21 protein-coding genes are annotated in these 19,104 nt (G+C 70.8%); 10 read left to right on the forward strand and 11 right to left on the reverse strand.

The window, feature by feature from the left end:
• The first annotated feature begins 274 nt into the window (after positions 1-274).
• Together ACZ7OH_RS03810 and ACZ7OH_RS03815 are read left to right on the forward strand one after the other, a co-directional pair.
• A complete protein-coding gene (locus tag ACZ7OH_RS03810) occupies positions 275-1,201 on the forward strand; it encodes a diacylglycerol/lipid kinase family protein (protein WP_470279444.1) in 927 nt (308 codons plus the stop codon).
• A gap of 274 nt (positions 1,202-1,475) precedes the next feature.
• Positions 1,476-1,730 carry a WhiB family transcriptional regulator gene (locus tag ACZ7OH_RS03815; RefSeq protein WP_072481920.1) on the forward strand — a complete coding sequence of 85 codons (255 nt, stop codon included), beginning with the start codon at positions 1,476-1,478 and terminating at the stop codon, positions 1,728-1,730.
• Between the two features lie 312 nt (positions 1,731-2,042).
• Here the strand turns inward: ACZ7OH_RS03815 and ACZ7OH_RS03820 are convergent, their stop codons facing one another.
• Complete coding sequence (locus ACZ7OH_RS03820) at positions 2,043-3,566, reverse strand: sensor histidine kinase (RefSeq protein WP_470279445.1); 1,524 nt, start codon at positions 3,564-3,566, stop codon at positions 2,043-2,045.
• Between the two features lie 3 nt (positions 3,567-3,569).
• The gene (locus ACZ7OH_RS03825) at positions 3,570-3,782 is read right to left on the reverse strand and encodes a biotin/lipoyl-binding carrier protein (RefSeq protein ID WP_372663965.1); all 213 of its coding nucleotides are present in this window, start codon (positions 3,780-3,782) and stop codon (positions 3,570-3,572) included.
• 99 nt (positions 3,783-3,881) lie between these two features.
• Here ACZ7OH_RS03825 and ACZ7OH_RS03830 point away from each other — a divergent pair, with 99 nt between their 5' ends.
• On the forward strand, positions 3,882-3,956 hold the full coding sequence (locus ACZ7OH_RS03830) for a 50S ribosomal protein bL37 (RefSeq protein ID WP_098515123.1): 75 nt from the start codon (positions 3,882-3,884) through the stop codon (positions 3,954-3,956).
• A 65-nt stretch (positions 3,957-4,021) separates the two neighbouring features.
• Here the strand turns inward: ACZ7OH_RS03830 and rsrA are convergent, their stop codons facing one another.
• Positions 4,022-4,342, reverse strand: coding sequence for a mycothiol system anti-sigma-R factor (rsrA, locus tag ACZ7OH_RS03835; RefSeq protein ID WP_470279446.1), 321 nt, complete (start codon positions 4,340-4,342; stop codon positions 4,022-4,024).
• Positions 4,339-4,962, reverse strand: a complete 624-nt coding sequence (locus ACZ7OH_RS03840) for a sigma-70 family RNA polymerase sigma factor (RefSeq protein WP_400894528.1) — start codon at positions 4,960-4,962, stop codon at positions 4,339-4,341. Before ACZ7OH_RS03840 ends, rsrA begins: the two co-directional genes overlap by 4 nt.
• 193 nt (positions 4,963-5,155) lie before the next feature.
• Between ACZ7OH_RS03840 and ybaK the strand changes: the two genes are divergently transcribed.
• Entirely contained in the window at positions 5,156-5,632 is a 477-nt protein-coding gene (gene ybaK / locus ACZ7OH_RS03845) for a Cys-tRNA(Pro) deacylase (RefSeq protein WP_470279447.1), read from the forward strand.
• Between the two features lie 110 nt (positions 5,633-5,742).
• Here the strand turns inward: ybaK and ACZ7OH_RS03850 are convergent, their stop codons facing one another.
• Together ACZ7OH_RS03850 and ACZ7OH_RS03855 are read right to left on the reverse strand one after the other, a co-directional pair.
• Positions 5,743-6,351: an alpha/beta hydrolase family protein gene (locus tag ACZ7OH_RS03850; protein ID WP_400868817.1), complete on the reverse strand. Its 609-nt coding sequence runs from the start codon at positions 6,349-6,351 to the stop codon at positions 5,743-5,745.
• Positions 6,348-7,106, reverse strand: coding sequence for an SOS response-associated peptidase (locus ACZ7OH_RS03855; protein ID WP_400894532.1), 759 nt, complete (start codon positions 7,104-7,106; stop codon positions 6,348-6,350). The genes ACZ7OH_RS03850 and ACZ7OH_RS03855 overlap by 4 nt, the downstream gene beginning before the upstream one ends.
• Positions 7,107-7,222: 116 nt before the next feature.
• On the opposite strand from ACZ7OH_RS03855, the gene rsgA reads away from it, so the two are divergent.
• The 4 genes from rsgA (at position 7,223) to ACZ7OH_RS03875 (ending at position 10,968) form a co-directional block, all read left to right on the forward strand.
• The gene (gene rsgA, locus ACZ7OH_RS03860; protein ID WP_470279448.1) at positions 7,223-8,245 is read left to right on the forward strand and encodes a ribosome small subunit-dependent GTPase A; all 1,023 of its coding nucleotides are present in this window, start codon (positions 7,223-7,225) and stop codon (positions 8,243-8,245) included.
• A gap of 101 nt (positions 8,246-8,346) precedes the next feature.
• Positions 8,347-9,228 carry an SCO4651 family lipoprotein gene (locus ACZ7OH_RS03865; RefSeq protein ID WP_470279449.1) on the forward strand — a complete coding sequence of 294 codons (882 nt, stop codon included), beginning with the start codon at positions 8,347-8,349 and terminating at the stop codon, positions 9,226-9,228.
• Positions 9,229-9,297: 69 nt separating this feature from the next.
• On the forward strand, positions 9,298-10,047 hold the full coding sequence (locus ACZ7OH_RS03870; protein WP_470279450.1) for an SCO4651 family lipoprotein: 750 nt from the start codon (positions 9,298-9,300) through the stop codon (positions 10,045-10,047).
• A 33-nt stretch (positions 10,048-10,080) separates the two neighbouring features.
• Positions 10,081-10,968, forward strand: a complete 888-nt coding sequence (locus tag ACZ7OH_RS03875; protein ID WP_470279451.1) for an NAD-dependent epimerase/dehydratase family protein — start codon at positions 10,081-10,083, stop codon at positions 10,966-10,968.
• A gap of 39 nt (positions 10,969-11,007) precedes the next feature.
• On the opposite strand, the gene ACZ7OH_RS03880 is transcribed toward ACZ7OH_RS03875, so the two are convergent.
• Both ACZ7OH_RS03880 and ACZ7OH_RS03885 read right to left on the reverse strand, forming a co-directional pair.
• Entirely contained in the window at positions 11,008-11,499 is a 492-nt protein-coding gene (locus ACZ7OH_RS03880) for a DUF6912 family protein (RefSeq protein ID WP_470279452.1), read from the reverse strand.
• Positions 11,496-12,902, reverse strand: coding sequence for a WS/DGAT/MGAT family O-acyltransferase (locus ACZ7OH_RS03885; protein ID WP_470279453.1), 1,407 nt, complete (start codon positions 12,900-12,902; stop codon positions 11,496-11,498). Before ACZ7OH_RS03885 ends, ACZ7OH_RS03880 begins: the two co-directional genes overlap by 4 nt.
• 34 nt (positions 12,903-12,936) lie before the next feature.
• On the opposite strand from ACZ7OH_RS03885, the gene ACZ7OH_RS03890 reads away from it, so the two are divergent.
• Positions 12,937-13,698, forward strand: coding sequence for a TrmH family RNA methyltransferase (locus ACZ7OH_RS03890; protein WP_470279454.1), 762 nt, complete (start codon positions 12,937-12,939; stop codon positions 13,696-13,698).
• 4 nt (positions 13,699-13,702) lie between these two features.
• On the opposite strand, the gene ACZ7OH_RS03895 is transcribed toward ACZ7OH_RS03890, so the two are convergent.
• Positions 13,703-14,077 carry an HAD-IA family hydrolase gene (locus tag ACZ7OH_RS03895; protein ID WP_400897454.1) on the reverse strand — a complete coding sequence of 125 codons (375 nt, stop codon included), beginning with the start codon at positions 14,075-14,077 and terminating at the stop codon, positions 13,703-13,705.
• 231 nt (positions 14,078-14,308) lie between these two features.
• Between ACZ7OH_RS03895 and ACZ7OH_RS03900 the strand changes: the two genes are divergently transcribed.
• The gene (locus ACZ7OH_RS03900; RefSeq protein WP_470279455.1) at positions 14,309-14,755 is read left to right on the forward strand and encodes an Rv3235 family protein; all 447 of its coding nucleotides are present in this window, start codon (positions 14,309-14,311) and stop codon (positions 14,753-14,755) included.
• Between the two features lie 103 nt (positions 14,756-14,858).
• On the opposite strand, the gene ACZ7OH_RS03905 is transcribed toward ACZ7OH_RS03900, so the two are convergent.
• Together ACZ7OH_RS03905 and secA are read right to left on the reverse strand one after the other, a co-directional pair.
• Positions 14,859-16,037: a cytochrome P450 gene (locus ACZ7OH_RS03905; RefSeq protein WP_470279456.1), complete on the reverse strand. Its 1,179-nt coding sequence runs from the start codon at positions 16,035-16,037 to the stop codon at positions 14,859-14,861.
• A 65-nt stretch (positions 16,038-16,102) separates the two neighbouring features.
• Positions 16,103-18,985: a preprotein translocase subunit SecA gene (gene secA / locus ACZ7OH_RS03910; protein ID WP_470279457.1), complete on the reverse strand. Its 2,883-nt coding sequence runs from the start codon at positions 18,983-18,985 to the stop codon at positions 16,103-16,105.
• Between the last annotated feature and the right edge of the window lie 119 nt (positions 18,986-19,104).

The following is a 19,104-nucleotide window of genomic DNA, read 5'->3' on the forward strand; positions in this document are numbered from 1 at the left end:
GGACTCGACCAGGGCGAGTCACCGTGCGTGAGCTGATTCGATCGTATGCCACCCGGTCGGCCGTTTTCGCGGGACCGCCCGGGCGCTGAGAATTCAAGAGTCGTCGATGAGCGGGCGGTCGGCCCGGGTGCACTTGTCACGACGAGCGGACACTCGCACGTGAAGGAGGGCCGCCCGGCACAGGGTCTCGAAGGTGCTGTTCGTCAGGGTTGCGCCCGTCACCATGCGGGTCCGAAAGGTTCTCGGGCCGCGGGAAGTCACCTACCCTGCGGTAGTGCGCGCAATCCTCGTCGTGAACCCCCAGGCCACCTCGACCACCGCCGGTGGCCGGGACGTCCTGGCGCACGCCCTCGCCAGCCAGGTGAAGCTCGACGTGGTCGAAACGGACTACCGCGGCCACGCGATGGCTGTCGCGCGCTCGGCCGCGCGGGACGGCATCGACCTGGTCGTGGCGCACGGCGGCGACGGCACCGTCAACGAGGTCGTCAACGGCCTGCTGGCCGATTCGGACGGTGACCCCACGCAGATCGGGCGCATCCCGGCGCTGGGCGTCGTGCCCGGCGGCTCGGCCAACGTCTTCGCGCGCGCCCTCGGCATCTCTTCGGACCCGGTCGAGGCCACCCACCAGCTGCTGCACGCGCTGGAGAACGACCGCTCGCGCCGGGTCGGGCTCGGCCTGGCCGACGGGCACTGGTTCACCTTCAACTCCGGCCTCGGCTGGGACGCCGACGTCGTCGGCCGCGTGGCCAAGCGCCGCGGCAAGCAGACGACCGCCGGCCTCTACATGCGGGCCGCCGTCGGCTCCTACTTCCGCCCGCCGCTCGGCCGGCCCACCCTCACCATCCGCGTCCCGGGCGAGGAACCCGCCGAGGCGTTGACCGCTTTCGTGTCGAACACCGATCCGTGGAGCTACCTGGGCGAGCGTCCGGTCCACCTCAACCCGGGTTGCTCGTTCGAGGCGGGATTGGGCCTGTTCGCGTTGAACGGTCTCGGGTTGCCGACGGTGTTCAAGCATGTACGCCTAGCTTTGGCTACGAAGAGCAACCAAAAAGGGAAACGTCTCGTGCGTCACGACGACGTGCCGATGATCCGCATCGACGCAGCTGAACCGGTAAACTTCCAGGTGGACGGCGACCTCGTCGGCCAGCGGACCAGAGTGGAATTCTTCAGCGTCCCGAACGCACTCACGGTAATCGTGTGACGACGGGACCGCTGATCGCCTGCGGCAAAGTGCAAGCTGCCGTTCGTCGACGCAGAAGCTCCACTCACCGCATCAGCCTTCCCTTCGGGTGGCTGTTTCGGAGAGAAACCGCAGGTCAGACGTGTCGCTCGGCCGGGTGAGCTGACTCACCGATCTTCCGGAAACCCTTGTCGAAAGCGGTGCTTCGTGAAAGCATTCACAAGCACCCGAAAACACGACCGCCATTGACGACTGTGGCGCGGCCCTCCCGCGCCATGTGAAGGAGCTCACGAACATGGACTGGCGCCACGACGCGGCCTGCCGAGACGAGGACCCCGAGCTGTTCTTCCCGGTGGGAACCAGCGGGCCGGCTCTGTCGCAGGTTGCTCAGGCGAAGGCCGTGTGCCACCGCTGCACCGTCGCTTCCGACTGCTTGGCCTGGGCTTTGGCCAGCGGCCAGGACGCCGGCGTGTGGGGCGGCATGAGCGAGGACGAGCGACGCGCGCTCAAGCGCCGCCGTACGCACATCGGCACGCGTACCAACGCCTGAACCTTTCAGATCAGCACAGCTCTCCACAGAAATACCCGAACCGCGGGGGAATTCTCCCGGCGGAGCACTCGTGTGCTCATGCCGTCTGGGGCGATACCTACCCGGTTCGAGCTTAACAACCGAGGCGAAACCACCCGACGACGGGTGTGCTGAAACCTCACGAGGACTTCAAGTCCTCCCGCAAAACGTTGAACGGCCCGGCACTTGCTCACCAGGTGCCGGGCCGTCAGCGTGTTCCCCTCCCGCGACCCGCACCCGATCACGTCCACCGCCCGGAGATGCCCGGCGGTGCTCGAGTCCAAACGCGACGGTCTAGAGGCGCCGCGAAAGAGGGATGCGCAGCGCGGCTTCCGTGCCCGACACCCGGGTCGTCGACGACGCCTCCGCCCGCACCTTCCGCAGCGAAAGCGAGCCCCGCAGCTCGGACTCCACCAGCGTCCGCACGATCTGCAGGCCCAGCCCGTCCGACCGCTCCAGCGAGAACCCGGCCGGCAGACCGCGGCCGTTGTCGCGGATCACGACGTCCAGCCAGCGCGCCGAGCGCTCGACGATCAGCTCGACCTTGCCCGACCGGCCCACCGGGAACGCGTGCTCGATGGCGTTCTGCACCAGCTCGGCCAGCACCATCACCAGCGGTGTCGCGATCTCCGCGACCACCACCCCGAACGAGCCCTTGCGCTTCAGCCCGACCTGGGACTCCGCGGTGGCGACCTCGCCGACCATCGGCAGCACGTTGTCGAGCAGCTTGTCGAGGTCGACGCGCTCGTCCACCGAGATGGACAGCGCCTCGTGCACCAGCGCGATCGACGTCACCCGGCGCACCGACTCCGCCAATGCGAGCCGGGCTTCCTCCGACGACGTCCGGCGGGACTGCAGGCGCAGCAGCGCCGCGACCGTCTGCAGGTTGTTCTTCACCCGGTGGTGGATCTCGCGGATCGTCGCGTCCTTCGACAGCAGCGCGCGGTCACGCCGCTTGACCTCGGTGACGTCGCGGACCAGCACGAGCGCGCCCGCCGCCTGCCCGGCCGGCCGCAGCGGCAGCGCGCGGAACAGCACCACCGCGCCGCGCCGCGAGTCGGCCTCGGTGCGGCTCGACGGCTTCCCGTCGAGGGCCTCGATGATCCGGTGGGACACCTCGGTCGCGTCGAACGGGTCGCGGATCAGCGACCGCGTCAGCGGCGCCAGCCGGGTGCCGACCAGGTCGGACTCGTGCCCCATCCGGTGGTAGGCGGACAGGCCGTTCGGGCTGGCGAACACGACCGTGCCGCTCGAGTCGAGCCGGATCAGCCCGTCACCCACCCGCGGGGACGTGTGCGTGTCGGTGGCGTTGGTGCCGCTCGGCGGGAACGTGCCGTCGACGATCATCTGGCACAGGTCGCCGGCGCTGCCCAGGTACGCGATTTCCAGCGGTGACGGCACGCGCGGCGCGGCGAGGTTCGTCTCGCGGCTCATCACGGCGACGACCTGGTCGTGGAAGCGCACCGGGATCGCCTCGCGCCGCATCGGCAGGTCGCGGTACCAGTGCGGGTCCTCTTCGCGGCAGATCCGCACCTCGCGCATGGCCTTCGCCAGCTGCGGGTGCTCCTCCACCGTGAAGCGCGTGCCGACGACGTCCTCGGGGTGCGCGGTCGGCGCCGTCGTCGGGCGCGCGTGCGCGACGCAGACGAAGTCGCCGCCGTCGGGCTGCAGCTCCTCGGTCACCGGGACCCAGAGCAGGAAGTCGGCGAAGGACAGGTCGGCCAGCAGCTGCCACTCGGCGACGACGGTCTGCAGGTGGTCCGCCGCCTCCCCGGGGAGGCCGGTGTTGTCGGCGAGCAGTTCGGCGAGCGTGGACACGGGTTACTCGACCGTCCCGAGGACGTCACCCTGCTGGACGCGGTCGCCCTTCGCCACGGCGAGGCTGGTCAGCGTGCCGGCCCGCTCGCTCACGGCGGGCAGCTCCATCTTCATCGACTCCAGGATCAGCACGGTGTCCCCGGCGTTCAGCGCGGCGCCCGGCTCGGCGACGACCTCGAGCACGGTGCCGACCATCTCGGCCCTGATCTCCGCCATCGACACCCTCCTCGCGCTCGCCCGACCACCCCATCCAACCAGAACGGGACGTCATGACACACTTGAGAGGTTGACCAGCTTTGACGACGAGGAGTGAGCATGTCGAAGCGCGCCCGCAAGCGTCGCGACCGGAAGAAGAACGGCGCGAACCACGGCAAGAAGCCCAACGCCTGATTCCCGGCGTCGGCATGACGAAGGCCCCCACACACCGGTGCGGGGGCCTTCGTCGTGCTCGGGCGCTATTCGGAACGCTGCTCGAGGGTGATCTCGGTGCGCTCGACGGTGACACCGCCGCGCGTGGCGACGGTCTGGCGGATCGACGCGCGCAGCCGGCTCTTCAGCTCGGCCGGGGCGTGGTCACCGCCGCACTTGCGGGCCAGCAGCTGCTTGAGGTGCTCGTCGATGCCGTACTCCTCGAGGCACGGCGGGCAGTCGTCGATGTGGGCGCGCAGCGCGGCGTCGCGCTCGGGACTGCACTCGCGGTCGAGGAGCAGGTAGATGTCGGCGAGCGCCTCTTCGCAGCGGACCTTGTCGGACGAGCCCTCGCACATGTCGTTCATCGCCCCGCCACCTCTTCCTTGGCACCCCGGATGAAGCCACGTTCGCGGGCGACGTCGGCGAGCAGGTCGCGCAGCTGCGCGCGGCCGCGGTGCAGGCGGGACATCACGGTGCCGATGGGCGTGTCCATGATCTCGGCGATCTCCTTGTACGCGAAGCCCTCGACGTCGGCCAGGTAGACCGCCAGCCGGAACTCCTCGGGCAGCTTCTGCAGGGCGGCCTTCACGTCGGTGTCGGGCAGGTTGTCCATCGCCTCGACCTCGGCCGACCGCAGCCCCGCGGAGGTGTGGCTCTCCGCCTTGGCGATCTGCCAGTCGGTGATCTCCTCGGTGGGCTGCTGCACCGGCTGCCGCTGCCGCTTGCGGTAACCGTTGATGTAGGTGTTGGTGAGGATGCGGTACATCCACGCCTTGAGGTTCGTGCCCGCCTTGAAGGAAGCGAAGGCCGCGTACGCCTTCAGGTAGGTTTCCTGGACCAGGTCCTCGGCGTCGGCGGGGTTGCGGGTCATCCGCATCGCGGCCGAGTACAGCTGGTCGAGCAACGGCATGGCGTCCCGTTCGAAGCGCTCCGCGCGCTCGGCCTCGGTCGCTTCTTCCGGCGCTGAGTTCTCCGTGCTCGGCAAACCGTTCCCTTCCCGCTCGGCGTCGATGCGCGTACGCGCATACGGCGGACCCGAGTTTACGCGGGGGCCGGGCACACCGCGGTTCGCCGGTGCCTCAGGGCGGCGGCGGCTGCGAGAGCGTGTGGTAGCGAGCGTTGTGGTCACGCCCCGTACAACCGATCGGGTCACGCGGGCATTCCCTAGACTCCGCCGCATGGCAGGCAAGGGCACCCCGGCGACGGCGTTGCTGGGGAAGCAGAAGGTGGCGCACACGCTGCACGCGTACGACCACGACCCGCGCGCGGAGTCGTACGGGCTGGAGGCGGTGGAGGCGCTGGGCCTGGACCGCGCCCGCGTGTTCAAGACGCTGGTCGCGGAGGTGGACGGCAAGCTCGTGGTGGGCGTGGTCCCGGTCACGGGCCAGCTGGACCTGAAGGCGCTGGCGGCCGCGGCGGGCGGCAAGAAGGCGAAGATGGCGGACCCGGCGGCGGCCCAGCGGGCGACGGGGTACGTGCTGGGCGGGATCTCGCCGCTGGGTCACCGGAGCAGGCTGCCGGTGGTGATCGACGATACGGCGTCTTCGTTCGATACGGTGTATTGCTCGGCCGGCCGGCGTGGGCTGGAAGTGGAGCTGGACCCGGCCGAACTGATCCGGCTGACCAACGCCGTGGTGGCACCGATCGGCGCCTGACCTGCAGTTTCAGGCCAGCAGTGCACGCGCCCAGGCGGCGTGGTGTCCGGACAGGTAGTCCGCGCGCTCCCGCCAGTGGCCGCCGCAGCCTGCCAGGACGCGGGCCCGGCTCAGGCCAGCGGGCGCAGCACCCGGGACAGCCACTCCGTAGCCGCCCGCGACACGGTCTCCAGGTCCTTCGACAGGCTGTGGTCGCCGTCCACCACCACGATCTCGTGGTGCGGCCCGGCCGCCGGCCGGCCGAACGGGTCCCGCTCCCCCTGCACCACCAGCACCGGCACCTCGACCGCGTCCAACTCCGGCTGCCGCGTCTTCTCCGGCTTGCCCGGCGGGTGCTCCGGGAACGCCAGGCACAACACCGCCACCGCCTGGCCGGCCGCGGCCGTCCGGCAGGCCACCCGCGCTCCCGATGACCGCCCGCCGAACACCAGCGGCAGCGAGTCGAAGCGCTCCGACAGCTCGTCCGCGACGGTCAACCACGCCGTGTCCAGCTGATTCGCCGGGGCCGGCGCGCGGCGGCCGGCCACCCGGTACGGCTGCTCGACCAGCGCCACGTGCACGCCCGCCGCCTGGGCCGCGCGCGTCACCGCCACCAGGTCCTTCGCGCCGAGGCCACCGCCCGCGCCGTGGCCCAACATCAGCACCGCGTCGCCCTCCTCCGCGCAGTGCAGATACACCCGCGCGGGGCCATACGCTGTATCGACCGAGACGGCCGTCATGACTTCGGCACGTCGAAGAGAGCGTCTTCGTTCGCCGGGTCGACGCGCTCCAGCAGCTCGGGCCCGTTGTTGCGGACGTTGTTGACCTTGCTCGAGATCGGGCGCAGCTCCAGCGACGCGACGATGTCGTCCGGCGTCGGGACCAGCAGGTCCGTGACGTCTTCGCGGTCCGGGTCCAGCCAGCCGTCCCAGTTGGATCGGGGCACGATCAGCGGCATCCGGTGGTGGACGTCGGTGAGCTGGCCGGCCGCGTCGGTCGTGATGATCGAGAACGTGACCAGCGGCGGCGCGTCCTTGTCGTCCTTCGGGTGCCAGGTCTCCCAGATCCCGCCGAACGCGATCGAGGAGCCGTCGGGCTCCGTCATGTAGAACGGCTCCTTCTCCTTGCCGGTGCGGCGCCACTCGAACCAGCCGTCGGCGGGCACCAGGCAGCGGCGGGACACCAGCGCGCGCCGGAAGGCGGGCTTCTCGGCCGCGGTCTCGGCGCGCGTGTTGATCATCCGCGAGCCGACCGACGGGTCCTTCGCCCAGAACGGCACCAGACCCCACTTCATCATCCGCAGCGAACGCTCGGCGGGCTCGTCCTCGAGGACCTGGCCGTCTTCGTCACGCGGGTGCCGCTGCACGACGGTGACCACGTTCTTCGTCGGCGCGACGTTGTGGTCCGCGCGCGCGTGGCCTTCGGTGAGGTCGATCGCCTCGAACTCCTCGATCAGCTTCGCCGGGTCCTTCGTGGCGGCATAGCGGCCGCACATGACCAACCTCCTAGCCTGCCGGATACGTCCGGGACGCCATCGTTACACGCAGGCCAGGGCGCTGGCGAGCGGCGTGGGATCATTCGGGTGGCACCGGCGCACGAGAGGACGAGGGTTTGGCGCGCAACGACTGGAGCAAGCTGGACGAGTCCGACGTCCGCGTGCGTCCGGGCAAGGGCACCCGCCCCCGAAGCAAGCGCCGTCCTGAGCACGCCGACGCCGTCACCGCCATGGTCATCGGCAAGGACCGCGGCCGCTGGACCTGCGCGATCGACGCCGATCCCGACCGGGTGATCACCGCGATGCGGGCCCGCGAGATGGGCCGGACCCCCGTGGTCGTCGGCGACCGGGTCGGAATCGTCGGCGACGTCTCGGGCAAGCCGGACACCCTCGCCCGGATCGTCCGCGTCGACGAGCGCACCAGTTCGCTGCTGCGCACGGCCGACGACACGGACCCGTACGAGCGGCTGGTCGTCGCCAACGCCGAGCGCCTGCTGATCGTCACCGCGCTCGCCGACCCGCCGCCGCGCACCGGCTTCATCGACCGCTGCCTGGTCGCCTGCTACGCCGGCGGCGTCGAGCCGGTGCTATGCCTGACGAAGGCCGACCTGGCCAGCCCGGACGAGCTCTTGGCGGGCTACGCGGGCCTCGACATCCCGGTGATCGTCAGCCGCTACGACGAGCAGCCGGAAGGCCTCGACGAGCTGCTGAAGGACCACCTGACGGCCCTGGTCGGCCACTCCGGTGTCGGCAAGTCGACATTGGTCAACCGGCTGGTCCCGGCCGCCGACCTGGCCGTCGGCGTGGTGAGCGGAGTCGGCAAGGGGCGACACACGTCCGTCGCGGCGGTCGCGCTGCCGCTGCCGGACGGCGGCTGGGTGATCGACACGCCCGGCGTCCGGTCGTTCGGGCTGGCTCACGTCACCGCGGACGACATCGTCGACGCCTTCGAGGAGTTCGCCGCGGCCGCCGAGGAGTGCCCGTCGGGCTGCGGGCACCTCGGGCCGCCCGAAGACCCGGACTGCGCGCTCGACGACGTCGTCACCGAAGGCCGGGCGAGCGCCGAACGACTCGCGTCGCTGCGGCGCCTGCTGGCCTCCCGCGGCGGCCACGAAGTGACCCGCGCCACAGAGTCCTGAGACAACCGGGAACCGACTGCGGATCGTCACCGTCAGAGACGTAACCAATCGCCCGTTTGGGCGATATACCGTGCGGATCATCCGACTCTGAGGGGAATTCGATGCGCAAGACCACCTTGGTCGCCGCGAGCGCCGCCGTGCTGGCGCTGACGCTGACGGCGTGCAGTGGCAACTCCGGCACCGCCCAGCCCGCCGGCCAGACCCAGGCCGAGGGCCGCGGCATTCTCGCTTCGCCGTTCACCGACGCGATCCAGCTGGCGTCGGCGTCGAAGCAGGGCACCGAAAAGTCCAAGTCGGCGAAGTTCACCATGGAGGGCTCGGCCGCCGGCCAGACCATGAGCGCCACCGGCGCGATGGCCTTCGACGGCGCGAACACCAAGTTCTCGATGTCCACCACCGCCGCCGGTGAGACCACCGAGATGCGCATGGTCGACAAGGTCATGTACATCAAGCTGCCCGCCGCGCAGCAGAAGCAGATGGGCACCGACAAGTCGTGGGCCAAGATCTCGGCCGACGGCACCGACCCGGTCTCGCAGGCGATGGGCGCCGCGATGTCGCAGTCGGCGGAGCAGAGCGACCCGAGCAAGATCCTGGAGCAGGTCTCGAAGACGGGCCGGATCGTCTCGTCCGACCAGACCGAGCTGAACGGCGAGCAGGTCAACCACTACAAGGTGGAGCTCGACGTCACCAAGGCCATCGACCAGTTCACCGGCCAGGTCCCGGCCGCGGCGCGCGCCCAGCTCAACGAGAAGCTCAAGGGCAAGGACCTCAAGCTCCCGGCCGAGCTGTGGCTGAACAAGGACAACCTGCCCGTGCAGGTCACCATGGACCAGGGTCCGATGATGCAGGCGCTGGGCGCGCCGGGCGGGGACGCGAAGTTCACGATGAAGTACAGCGACTGGGGCACCACGGTCGACGTGACGCCCCCGCCGGCCGACCAGGTCGTCGACTTCGGCGAGCTGATGAAGAAGGCCGGTCGCTGACCGGGAAACTCTGAGTAGCAGCGGCTCCCCCGAACGGGTTCGGGGGAGCCGCTGTGTTTTTGTTGCGCCATGCGCAAAGCCGCCGTCGTGCTGGTCCTCGCCCTGTTCGCCGGCGGGTGCTCGACCCCGTCACCGCCTCCGGCGTTCGCCGACGCGCGGACCTTGGCCGACGCCGTCACGGCGGCCACCACGAGCGCCGGCTCGGCGAAGTTCGGCACGGACGTCGCGGTCGGCCAGGTCCGGTCCAAGAGCCAGGGCCAGGCGCGGTTCGGCGGGGGCGGGACGGCGCAGGTGCTGACGACCGACTTCATCGGCGAGCCGATGGAGCTGCGGCAGGTGGGCGGCAAGCTGTACGCGAAGGTGCCGGAGGGGTCGCGCGACGAGGTCGGCGCGGGCAAGCCGTGGGTGGCGGTCGCGGCGGACGGCACCGACCCGTTTTCCCAGGTGCTCGGCGGCAGCCTGGCGCAGCTGGCGGCCCAGAACGACCCGGCGCACACGCTGGGCGAGATCCGCACGGCGGGCACGATCGTCTCCGCCGAGCGCGGGCAGCTGGACGGCGTGACGGCGGAGCACTACCGCGTCGACCTGGATCTGGCGCGGCTGGGCACGGACCTGCCCGCGGGCTTGCCGGCGGATTCGGCCGGGCGGCTCGGCAAGTTCCCGGTGGAGCTGTGGCTCGACGATTCGCACCGGCCGCTGCGGATCGTGCTGGACCTTTCGCCGATCCTGCAGGGCTCGGAAGCGCGGATCACCACGCGTTATTCGGACTGGGGTGTGCCCGTCGACATCCAGCCGCCACCCCCGGGTGAAGTGGGGTAGTCACGTTTCCGCTCGCGGTCTCGTCCAGGCCGCATGAGCAAGCGAGTGATGGTGATCGGCGCGACGGGCGTACTGGGGCGGCCGGCGGTGGCCCGGCTGTTGGCGGCGGGATATTCGGTGAGCGGCCTGGCGCGGTCCGCTGCGCGGGAGGCGGCTGTGGGCGCGACTGGTGCGCAACCGGTCGCAGGCGATCTGTTTTCGACGTCTTCGCTGGTCACGGCGTTGCGTGAGCATGACGCGGTGCTGAACCTGGCGACGCGCATTCCGCGGAAGATGACCAGCAAGTCCGCGTGGGCGTTGAACGACGAGGTCCGGGTGTCGGGCAGCGCGGCGCTGGCGGCGGCGGTCCGGCAGGTCGATGAGGTGCGGACCGTGGTCCAGGAGGGGATCTCGTTCGTGTACGCGGACGGGGGTTCGACGCTCTTGACGGAGGAAGCACCGCTGCGTCCGACCGGGGTGACGGCTTCGTCGGTGACGGCGCACGCGAACGTGGCAGCGCTGGCCGACCGCACAGTGGTGCGGCTGCGGATCGGAACGCTGCTGGGCACGGACGTGATGACCTCGGCCCTGCTGGCCGCGGCTCGCCGCGGAGGGCCGTTGATCCTGGGGTCGCGCTCGGACTGGACGACGGCGATCCACCCCTCCGACGCGGCCGCGGCGGCGGTGGCGGCTTTGGAGGCGCCACCGGGGGTCTACAACGTGGGAGCGCCGGCGGTGCTGAAGGGCGAGCTGGGAGCGACCCTGGCCGCGGCGGCCGGGGTGCGCCGCGCCCGGGCGCTGCCGAAGTGGCTGGTTTCGCGGATCCCGCTGGCGGAGCCGATGGGGCGGTCGCAGCGGGTGGACTCGGGGAAGCTCACGGAGGCGACCAGGTGGAAGTGCGAACGGCCGGTGCCGGGCCCGGACTGGTTCACAGAGGACTGACCTGTGAGTTGTCCACAGGTCAACCCACCTGTGGACAACTCAGAGCAACTCCAGCAAGAACGGCAGTTCCTGCGGCGCATACCAAGCCAGCTCGTGGTCCTCGGCATCCCCCAAGGTGAACTCCGCGTCCGGGTCCCCCAGGTCGGCGGCGTCGATCACCGCCGCGGCCGCCGAGACCGCGTCGGCCGCCTCGGCCGCGTCCACGTGGATCGCCGCCACCGCCGACAACGGGATCGGGCCGCCGATCCGGACCACCGGTGCGTCCAGGTCCGGGCGCGGGGTCACCCCCTCGACGTCCGCCGAGATCACCACCCGGCGCGGCTCGCCCTTCTCCTCCGCCGCGATCAAGCGCAACGAGGCCCGGGCCGCGTCCAACAGCGCCGCGTACTCCAGCTCCTCGTCCGAGCCGCTCACGTACGCCTCGCGCAACGCCGGTGTCAACGCGAACGCCGTTCCGCTGCGGGCGCGGAACTCCCCCGAGGATTCGAGGTCGCGAAGCATCGCGATGGTCGCAGGCAGATAAACCCTCACCAGTGCGCACCCTTCAGCTCTTCCAGTGACTCTTCGATCATCCCGGCCACGAGGTCCACGTCGAACGCGGCCTTGCGGTCGCCGTTCAGTCCGAAGTAGACGCCACCGTGGTAGGACGTCACCCCGATCGCCAGCGCCTGGGTGCGCATCAGCGGCATGACCGGGAACATCTCGACCAGTCTGGCCTCTCCCGCGTACATCGGCACCTGCGGGCCCGGTGAGTTCGTCACCATGACGTTGAAGATGCGCCCGGACAGCGACCCCGCCGCCCGCGCGCCGAGCGAGTGGAGCGTAGCCGGGGCGAACCCGCCCACCTTGAGCAGCCCGCGCGCCGTCACCGGACGCCCCGAGTCGAGGTGCTCGGCCATCGCGTGCCCGATGTGCTGCAGCCGCAGCACCGCGTTCGGCTCGCCGACCGGCAGGTCGACGAGGTACGCGGCCACCTGGTTGCCGACCAGCGCCGGGGTCGAGTACTCGGCCGTCTCCGCGTCGCGGACCGCCAGCGGCACCAGCGCGCGGATCGTCGTCGTCGGCGTCAGCTGCTCCTCGCGCGACAGCAGCCACTCGCGCAGCGCGCCCGTGATCGCCGCGAGGACGACGTCGTTGACCGTGCCGCCGTGCGCGGCGCGGATCTTGCGGAAGTCCTCCAGCCGCGTGCGGACCACCGAGAACACGCGGCCGCCGGACACCCGGACGTTCAGCGGCCCGGTCGGCGCCGGCTTCACCAGCGTGCGCAGCGTCGAGGTCACCCCGCCGACGGTCTCGGCGAACTTGCCCGCCGCCGCGAACGCGTCGTTCGCCGCCGACCGGACGTTCTCCACGACCTCGCCCGGCCGCTGCACGCCCTCGCTGACCGCGTCCAGCACGAGCTGCGCGCGGCTCGGCTCGCGCCGCGGCGTCCAGATGTCCTCGAACGGCTCCGGCTCGGCCGGCGTCGGGTCGAGGATGAGCTGGCCGAGGTCGATCGTGCCGACACCGTCCACAACGGACTGGTGCGTCTTGGTCACCAGCGCGATGCGGTCGCCGGCCAGGCCCTCGATGAAATACGCCTCCCAGAGCGGCCGTTCCGGTGCCAGCCGGCGCGACATCAGGCGCGCGACCAGGTCGAACAGCTGATCGTCGCTGCCCGGCTGAGGCAGCGCCGAGCGTCGCACGTGGTAGTTCAGGTCGAAGTCGGCGTCGTCCACCCAGACCGGCCGCGCGAGGTGGCCCGGCACCTCCAGGACGCGCTGGCGGTAGCGCGGCAGGTACGCCAGCCGCGCGCCGACGAGGTCGAGCAGCTGCGCGTAGCTGAACCCGGACCGCGGCCGCTCGAAGATCGCCACCCCGCCGACGTGCATCGGCGTCGCGTGGTCCTCGACGTAGAGGAACGAGGCGTCCAGCGCGGAAAGGCGGTCGGGCATGAGCCGATCGTTGCACAGTGCGAGACTGCCCGGTGTGGGTGATGAGTCGACGATCTCGCCGAAAGACCGCTTTCTTACGGTGTATGGCCGGAAGCCGGTGCTCGAAGCGCTGGCCGACGGCGGCCTGCGCGTGGACAAGGTGATCCTCGCCGACACCGCCCGCGGCCCCGGCGCCGCGGAGATCCAGCGCGCGGCGAAGGACGCCGGCGTGCCGGTGCAGCGCGCCAGCGCGCACCGGGTCAAGGTGCTCGCCGGCAACGGCAAGCAGGACCAGGGCGTGCTCGCCGACGTCGTCGCGCCGCGGATGCGCGCGCTCGAAGCCGCGCTGTCGGACCGTCGCCCGCCCTCGCGGGTGCTGCTGCTCGACGGCATCACCACGCCCGCGAACGTCGGCATGATCCTGCGGACGGCGACCGCCGCCGGGCTGGACGGCGTGATCGTGCCGCGCCGCGGCGTCGCGGCGCTGGACCCGCTGGTGGTCAAGGCTTCGGCCGGCGTTGCGTTCCGCGCGCCGGTGCTGCGGTGCGGCTCCGCGCGTGAAGCCGCCGAAATGCTCACCGAAGCCGGCTACGGCCTTTACGCGCTGGGCGCGTCGGCGCGCACCACCGTGTTCGACGTCGACCTGCCGCAGCGCGCCGCGTTCGTGCTCGGGGGCGAGACGGCCGGGGTCGGCGGCGAAGTCGGCGAGCTCGTCACGGAATGGGTGTCGATTCCGATGCCGGGTGACGTCGAGTCGCTGAATGTCTCAGCCGCGGCGGCGGTCCTGTCGTTCGAACTGGTTCGCCGCGCGCGCTGACGCCTCATCGATCGGGGAAAAGCACGTCGAGCTCGGTGAGCGTTTCCTCGACCGTCCGGTGGTGCACGCCGACCATGCCCGCCTGGACGGCGCCGCGGATGTTCGCGGCGGAGTCGTCGACGAACGCGCAGCGCACGGCCGGCAAGCCAAGCCGATCGGCGGCGATGAGGTAGACGGCGGGATCCGGTTTGGCCACGCCGACCTCACCGGAAAACACGAGGGCGTCGAAATAGTCGAACATCGTGTTCTTGACCTCGGCCGACGCCCCGGGGGCGTTCGACAGCAGCGCGGTGCGGACGCCTCGTTCACGCGCCGCCGCCAGGTAGTCGTAGAAGCGGCCGGCGTCGGGATCCGTGAGAACTCCGGCGAAATCGACCAATAACCCCTTCAGCACCCGGCACACCATAGCCGGGGCGGCGACGCGTTGTCTCGCATAGCGCAACAACGCGACCTCGCGCTTACCGCACGTGCTCGCGCGAATCCATCGCTTCGGCGGTTCTTTGCCGAATCGGGCGATTCCCATCGCCTTTCCGGCCGGTTCCCGCCTCTAAGCCCTGGCGACGGCGAAATGCCGCGCCGGGGAGGGGAGGAAATGACCGAGGAACACCGCGTGAGAACGCTGATCCACGCCGAAGTACCGCGCCGGGCCGAGCGGCCGCCGGCGGTGCCCCCGCGGGGAAACCGCGGGGGCGACGCCCGGTGGCCGGCGCCTCGGCAGCTCGAAGCGAGTGAGGTGGGCCGGCTGCTGACCATGCTGCTGGAGGCCTACGACGGGCGCCGCCCGGTGCCGCAGATCCGCGGGCTGGTGGCACCGGAGGTGTACGCGGGCTTCAGCGGGCCACGGTGGACGCGGCCCCGGCACCGGTTGTGCCGGGTCCACACGTGCACCCCGGCGCCGGACGTGATCGAGGCGTGCACCCGCGTGGAGGCGGACGGCCGGTCGTTCGCACTGGCGGCCCGCTTCACGCGCACCCCGGCGGGGTGGCAGTGCGTGCGGTTCGCGCTGCTGAAGCCGAGCGGGCCGGCCCAGCGGACGCACCGGCAGGCGGCGGCGTGAGACGCGCCCGCTCAGCCCGCGCGCCGCCTGCGGCCCGCAATGGCGCGCCGGACCCAGCGGACCGGCGCGCCCACTCCAAGGGCGCGAGCGGCAATTCGGCTACCTAGTCGCCACTCGCGACCGGCAGCGTGGCCAAGCCGCGCAGAGTCGTTGTCGCGTTCCACGTCGGCTCGCCCGCCAATCGCAACCCCGGCAACCGGCGCGCCAGTTCGCGGAACACGATGCGGCCCTCCAGCCGGGCCAGCGGTGCGCCCAGGCAGAAGTGGATTCCTTGGCCGAACGCCAAATGCCGCCCGGGGGCCCGGGACGGGTCGAAGAAGTCCGCCCCCGTCGCCGGGTCGCGGTTGGCCGCTCCGATCAGGACGATCACCTGGCTGCCCGCCGGTACCGCGAACGACCCCAATTCCGTGTCCCGCAACGCGGTCCGCGCCGTCAGCTGGACCGGGGAGTCGTAGCGCAACACCTCCTCGACCACCCGCTCCGGATCCGCCACGTCGACGCCGCCGGCGCGCAGCAGCGCCAGGACTCCGTTGCCGATCAGGTTCGTCGTCGTCTCGTGGCCGGCGATCAGCAGCAACGTCAACGTCACCAGCAGCTCGCCCTCGCTGAGCACGTCACCCGCGTCCGATACCGCGACCAGCGCCGACAGCAGGTCCTCGCCGGGCTCGCGCCGCCGCTGGTCCGCCAGCTCGCGGAAGTACGCGACGAACGACTGGCGCGCCCGCACCGCCGGCTCGATCGTGTCCGGGTGCTGCAGGAACGGCGGGTCCAGCGCCCGCGCCATCGCGTGCGACCACGCCGCGAAGCGCTCGCGGTCGTCCAGCGGGACGCCGAGCAGCTCCGCGATCACCTCCACCGGCAGCGGCTTCGCCAGCGACGTCATCAAATCGAACTCTTCGCCGACGCCGTCGATGAGCGACGCGGTGAGCTCCTCGATCCGCGGCGTCAGCCGCTCGACCATCCGCGGCGTGAACGCCTTCGCCACCAGCCGCCGCAGCCGCGTGTGGTCGGGCGGGTTCAGGGACAGGAACGCCCGGACCACGCGTCCCGATTCGTCGACCGGCTGGTCCGGAAGCCGGTCCGCCGGATCCAGGTACTCCGGTTCGGGGTGGCCGAACGCCGGGTCGCGCAGCACCTGCGTGGCCTCGGCGAAGCTGCTGACGGCGAACATGCGCTCGTCCAGGGCCGCGACCGGCCACCGCTCGCGCCAGCGCCGGTACGCCGGGTACGGGTCCGGCCGCCGCTCGGCGGCGAACAGCGCGAAGAACTCCTGCGGATCCACCTGCTTCTCTCCCCCCACGAAAAACGGGGCCGGGGTGCGCGTGCACCCCGGCCCCGGAAACCACGTCAGCGACGCGGGCCCTTCTTGCCCTTCTTCTGGGCGTCGCGCTGGGCGGCGCGACGGTCCCGGCGGGTACCCCCGCCGCCACCGCCCGCGGCCTGCGCCCCGCCCTCGGCGTGGGACTCGACTTCGCCGTCCTCGCCCGGGCCGGACAGCGTCATGCCCTGCTGGCCACCGCCGCCGAGGCCCTTGCCGCGCAGCGCGGCCGGGACGGACTCGGTGTCGGTCGTCGGCGGCTGCGGCGGCGCCGGCCGCGCGTGGCGGCCCTCGGTCGCCTGGCCGTTGCCCGCCCCGACACCCGTCGGCACCGCGGCCGCGGCCTCCGCCGGAGGCGCCTCGGCCCGCTCGACCTGCAGGTTGAACAGGAAGCCGACGGCCTCCTCCTTCAGCGAGTCGAGCATCGCGCGGAACATGTCGAAGCCCTCGCGCTGGTACTCGATCAGCGGGTCGCGCTGCGCGAGCGCCCGCATGCCGATGCCCTGCTTGAGGTAGTCCATCTCGTAGAGGTGCTCGCGCCACTTGCGGTCGAGGACCGTCAGCATCACCTGGTGCTCCAGGGTCCGCATGCCGTCCGGGCCGACGAGCGCGTTGATCTCCGCCTCGCGCTTCTCGTAGGCGTTGCGGGCGTCCTGCAGCAGGGCCTCGCGCAGGCCGTTCGCGTCGAGGTCGCCGTCCTCCACCAGGTCGTCCCAGTCGATGCTGACCGGGTAGAGCTGCTTGAGCGCGGTCCAGAGCTTCTCGTGGTCCCAGTCCTCGGCGTAGCCGCTGGAGGTCGCACCGTCCACATAGGCGTTGACGACGTCCTCGAGCATGCCCTCGATCTGGTCGCGCAGGTTCTCGCCGGCGAGGACGCGGTGGCGCTCGGCGTAGATCACCTTGCGCTGCTCGTTCATGACCTCGTCGTACTTGAGGACGTCCTTGCGCTGCTCCATGTTGATCTGCTCGACCTGGGTCTGCGCGCTCTTGATGGCCTTGGAGACCATCTTGTGCTCGATCGGCACGTCGTCGGGCAGCCGCATGGTCGTCATGACGCGCTCGACCATGGTCGCGTTGAAGCGGCGCATGAGCTCGTCACCGAGCGAGAGGTAGAAGCGCGACTCGCCCGGGTCGCCCTGACGACCGGACCGGCCGCGCAGCTGGTTGTCGATGCGGCGCGACTCGTGCCGCTCGGTGCCCAGGACGTACAGGCCGCCGGCCTCGCGGACCTCCTCGGCCTCGGCCTTGGACTCCGCCTTGACCTGCTCCAGGACCTCGGGCCAGGCGGCCTCGTACTCCTCGGAGTGCTCGACCGGGTCCAGGCCGCGCTCGCGCAGCACCTGGTCGGCGATCAGGTCGGGGTTGCCGCCGAGCACGATGTCGGTACCGCGGCCGGCCATGTTCGTGGCGACCGTGACGGCGCCCTTCTGGCCGGCGCGCGCGACGATCAGCGCCTCGCGGTCGTGGTGCTTCGCGTTCAGCACCTCGTGCGGGACGCTCAGCTTGACCAGCAGCTTCGACAGGTGCTCGGACTTCTCGACGCTCGTGGTGCCGACGAGGACCGGCTGGCCCTTCTCGTGCCGCTCGGCGATGTCCTCGGCGACGGCCTCGAACTTGGCCTGCTCGGTCTTGTAGATCAGGTCCGCCTGGTCGACGCGGACCATCGGCCGGTTCGTCGGGATCGGCACCACACCCAGCTTGTAGGTCTGGTGGAACTCCGCGGCCTCGGTCTCGGCCGTACCGGTCATCCCGGACAGCTTCTCGTAGAGGCGGAAGTAGTTCTGCAGCGTGATCGTCGCGAGGGTCTGGTTCTCGGCCTTGATCTCGACCTTTTCCTTGGCCTCGATCGCCTGGTGCATGCCCTCGTTGTAGCGGCGGCCGACCAGGATGCGGCCGGTGAACTCGTCGACGATCATGACTTCGCCGTTGCGGACGATGTAGTCCTTGTCGCGGTGGAAGAGCTCCTGGACCTTCAGCGCGTTGTTCAGGTACCCGACCAGCGGCGTGTTCGCGGCCTCGTACAGGTTCTCGATGCCGAGCTGGTCCTCGACGAACCGGACGCCCTTCTCGGTGACGGCGACGGTGCGCTTCCGCTGGTCGACCTCGTAGTGGTACTTCGAGTTGATCAGGTTGGTCTTCTCGGTGCGCTCGCGCGACCCCATCGTGGTGGTGTCGATGCCCTGCATCAGCGGCGCGAGCCGCGCGAACTCGACGTACCAGCGCGACGACTGGTCCGCCGGGCCCGAGATGATCAGCGGCGTCCGGGCCTCGTCGATGAGGATCGAGTCCACCTCGTCGACCACGGCGTAGTAGTGCCCGCGCTGCACGCAGTCGTCGAGGCTCCACGCCATGTTGTCGCGCAGGTAGTCGAAGCCGAACTCGTTGTTCGTGCCGTAGGTGATGTCGGCGTTGTACTGGGAGCGCCGCACGTCCGGCTGCTGCTCCGACAGGATCACGCCGACCTCGAGGCCGAGGAAGCGGTGGATGCGGCCCATCCACTCCGAGTCGCGCTTGGCGAGGTAGTCGTTCGTCGTGACGACGTGGACGCCCTTGCCGGGGATGGCGTTGAGGTAGGCCGGGAGGACGCAGGTCAGCGTCTTGCCCTCACCGGTCTTCATCTCGGCGACCTGGCCGAGGTGCAGCGCCGCGCCGCCCATCAGCTGGACGTCGAAGTGGCGCTGCCCGAGCACCCGCTTGGCCGCCTCCCGGACGACCGCGAAGGCCTCCGGCAGCAGTTCGTCCAGGGACTCGCCATCGCCGTTCCGCTTGCGGAACTCATCGGTCTTGGCCCGCAGCTCGGCGTCGGTCAGGTCCTTGACGTCGTCTTCGAGGGTGTTGATGTGATCGGCGATGTTGCGCAGCCGCTTCACCATCTTGCCCTCACCCGCGCGGAGCAGGCGGTTCAGCACCATCCGGTTGACCTCACTAGCTGATCATGAGCGCGCCCGGGCCGGTCCCGGGCAGGTTTTCCCGCGGCGGCTGCCGTGGTCGGCGCCACCTTCCCACCCCCATCGTAGGGAACGGTGGGGGT

The sequence above is a fragment of the Amycolatopsis sp. NPDC114478 genome (assembly GCF_055633805.1).

What these genes read in the sequence shown, in the direction of transcription:
- ACZ7OH_RS03815 (WP_072481920.1), top strand. Translation starts at nt 1,476, where the DNA reads ATGGACTGGCGCCACGACGCGGCCTGCCGAGACGAGGACCCCGAGCTG.
- ACZ7OH_RS03825 (WP_372663965.1), bottom strand. Translation starts at nt 3,782, where the DNA reads ATGGCGGAGATCAGGGCCGAGATGGTCGGCACCGTGCTCGAGGTCGTC.
- rsrA (WP_470279446.1), bottom strand. Translation starts at nt 4,342, where the DNA reads ATGAACGACATGTGCGAGGGCTCGTCCGACAAGGTCCGCTGCGAAGAG.
- ybaK (WP_470279447.1), top strand. Translation starts at nt 5,156, where the DNA reads ATGGCAGGCAAGGGCACCCCGGCGACGGCGTTGCTGGGGAAGCAGAAG.
- ACZ7OH_RS03850 (WP_400868817.1), bottom strand. Translation starts at nt 6,351, where the DNA reads ATGACGGCCGTCTCGGTCGATACAGCGTATGGCCCCGCGCGGGTGTAT.
- ACZ7OH_RS03855 (WP_400894532.1), bottom strand. Translation starts at nt 7,106, where the DNA reads ATGTGCGGCCGCTATGCCGCCACGAAGGACCCGGCGAAGCTGATCGAG.
- ACZ7OH_RS03865 (WP_470279449.1), top strand. Translation starts at nt 8,347, where the DNA reads ATGCGCAAGACCACCTTGGTCGCCGCGAGCGCCGCCGTGCTGGCGCTG.
- ACZ7OH_RS03870 (WP_470279450.1), top strand. Translation starts at nt 9,298, where the DNA reads ATGCGCAAAGCCGCCGTCGTGCTGGTCCTCGCCCTGTTCGCCGGCGGG.
- ACZ7OH_RS03875 (WP_470279451.1), top strand. Translation starts at nt 10,081, where the DNA reads ATGAGCAAGCGAGTGATGGTGATCGGCGCGACGGGCGTACTGGGGCGG.
- ACZ7OH_RS03885 (WP_470279453.1), bottom strand. Translation starts at nt 12,902, where the DNA reads ATGCCCGACCGCCTTTCCGCGCTGGACGCCTCGTTCCTCTACGTCGAG.
- secA (WP_470279457.1), bottom strand. Translation starts at nt 18,985, where the DNA reads ATGGTGCTGAACCGCCTGCTCCGCGCGGGTGAGGGCAAGATGGTGAAG.